Origin of the sequence: Weissella sp. DD23 (genome assembly GCF_001579105.1) — a bacterium.
Taxonomy (GTDB): domain Bacteria; phylum Bacillota; class Bacilli; order Lactobacillales; family Lactobacillaceae; genus Weissella; species Weissella cibaria.
The window spans coordinates 36,377-38,464 of record NZ_KQ970399.1 but is presented as its reverse complement, the minus strand read 5'-3'; the positions used below and the strand labels follow the sequence as shown (position 1 = coordinate 38,464).

General features: G+C 45.8%; 3 protein-coding genes and 1 pseudogene. All 4 read right to left on the bottom strand.

All coding sequences use genetic code 11. From position 1 onward, the window contains the following. Positions 1-680, bottom strand: a pseudogene (locus WEIDD23_RS13800) (hypothetical protein); the annotation flags it as partial. A gap of 8 nt (positions 681-688) precedes the next feature. After that, entirely contained in the window at positions 689-1,174 is a 486-nt protein-coding gene (locus tag WEIDD23_RS10965) for a phage neck terminator protein (RefSeq protein ID WP_062359015.1), read from the bottom strand. Further along, complete coding sequence (locus tag WEIDD23_RS10960; RefSeq protein ID WP_062359014.1) at positions 1,158-1,547, bottom strand: hypothetical protein; 390 nt, start codon at positions 1,545-1,547, stop codon at positions 1,158-1,160. Before WEIDD23_RS10960 ends, WEIDD23_RS10965 begins: the two co-directional genes overlap by 17 nt. 2 nt (positions 1,548-1,549) lie before the next feature. Next, positions 1,550-1,990, bottom strand: a complete 441-nt coding sequence (locus WEIDD23_RS10955) for a phage virion morphogenesis protein (protein WP_062359013.1) — start codon at positions 1,988-1,990, stop codon at positions 1,550-1,552. Positions 1,991-2,088: the final 98 nt, after the last annotated feature.

Genomic DNA, 2,088 nt, shown 5'->3' with positions numbered 1-2,088 from the left:
AAAATCAATCCCAACTCAGTGGCCGTACCCAAGACTGAACCATTCACTTCTGATGGTGTAATGCCCTTCAATGTCTTGAACTTCCAAGTGATTGAACCTGGAGCCTTGTTACCAAGAGCACCAATCAACGCACCAACACCTGCGTATTGTGCGTTATTGCCAGAAGCGCCATTCGCAACGAATACAATCGTACGGTCGTTGCCATAGAATGGTGATGCTGAAATTGCTTGAATTTCGGCAATAGTTAAGGCGGCGGCCTTCGTCTTCATCCCCAATACCGCGAACTTACGACCATACTTCTCCACTTGGTTAGCCAATTCAACAGAATCGTTAGCCGTTGGTGAAACAATCGTCGCAAACTCCCAACCGTCAGTGATAGTTTCGGAAATCTTTGCCTTCGTCTTTGATTGGTCAACTGATGAGTCGATACCGTACAAATACAAATAATCACCGTGATCATCTTGCATAAAGAATGCATCAATAATCGCTTGCGTTGCTGCGTTCACCGTCAAGCCAAGGTTTGAAACGTCATTCGCTGTACGCAACTTCACGTCAGCAATTGCTGTTTCAGAATTAGCTGAGTCAGCGACTACATACACCGCCAAGTTCCCCAAATTAACTGGAGAAGCTGGGTTAATAACGTCCAAAATGACTTGAACGTCGAGAATATCATTAGCCATGCTTTACCTCACTTTTCATTTACTTCTACGTCCTCAATCACTTCAACGGTGCTATCCGTATATGTTTCAGTTAGGCGTAGTTTTACATCAAATCCAACCATATGAGCTTCCTGAACATTGTCAGGGACAGAACGCACGTTAGTCGGCATCAATTCAACTAGGATTACATCACTAGCCCGCAGTTGAAGGTCAACATCAAACTGCGTCAACGTCTTGCGAAGCGCCTGTGCAACTCTCAGAGCGTCCAACTTATTATCATCAAACACTGTAAAGCTCACTACCGCTTCGAACGCCTCTTCCTCTGTAATGTCTAGGAACTCATCAATTGGAATATAGGGACTGACAATATCGAATACGACAAACGGTGCCTCGGGTTGGTTTCCTTGCACATTGGAAGCAATAAGCGTTAGGCCCAGCATATCCTTTGCAATGCCAGCAAATAGCTTGCTTAACTTGCGATAATCATAGCTATTCACGTCATTGAATGTTGCCATTGTTTTGAACCTCCGTTCCTAACTCATATTGCGTAACGTTCGAGTATCCGGTGTAATCGGTCACACCAATCACTCGATAACGCACACCTTCGTAAACAACAATTGTTCCCCGACCGTACTTATGCGTTGAAAACCAATACGCTTTATCACGTTGGGTCTCACCGGCTTCCGTAGCTTGTAGCACTCCGGCCAGTACATTGGAATAAATGTCGAACGGCAAAAATGGTTCGTGCAACTCCACACCAGCTGCCGATACATTAGGATGCCATTCACCGTCAGTCCAATCACCACTCTTCACGTCGGACTTCTCGAACACTGTAATGTCGGTACCGAACATATCAATCAACGACGCCATATCAAGATAAAAAGCCATGTTCACGCCTCCCTGTGCATTATTGACGCATACATATCACCAGTATCAATCAGTGGCCTGCTGCTACCCTTGCGAGCAACAGTGGTAGAACTTAGTGGGGCAAAGTTTCCAGCATCAATAGTGCGCCGAACGTCCTTCACCATTTGCTCACCCAATCGTTGAACAACCGCTCCTCCTGGTAAATCTCCCTCAAATACCGCCATTACATCTTCACTGACTGACCGGCTCCACTTTGCCGAACTCTCATACATTGTGTTACGCAAAAAAGGACGTGCCGGAATACCCCGGGACGTCCCATATTCTTGCCACATTGCTTTTTTGGCAGCAAAGCCACCAAATAGTCCAGCTTCCGTTGACTTGCCATCTAAGGCTTCTAGACGAGCAATTGCTGCATCTAATTCGTCAACATCCGTCTCGACAGTCGTGTTGAAATTAACATTCATACCAATCACCTACACAAAGAATGCCCGATTGACACCGCCACCATTGAGTTTATCCAGCATACGGTTGTATTCAGCTAAGAATGTTGATGATCCGTCTG

Excerpts from the sequence above, each read along its gene's own strand:
- WEIDD23_RS10960 (WP_062359014.1), bottom strand. The coding sequence starts at position 1,547 with ATGGCTTTTTATCTTGATATGGCGTCGTTGATTGATATGTTCGGTACC.
- WEIDD23_RS10965 (WP_062359015.1), bottom strand. The coding sequence starts at position 1,174 with ATGGCAACATTCAATGACGTGAATAGCTATGATTATCGCAAGTTAAGC.
- WEIDD23_RS10955 (WP_062359013.1), bottom strand. The coding sequence starts at position 1,990 with ATGAATGTTAATTTCAACACGACTGTCGAGACGGATGTTGACGAATTA.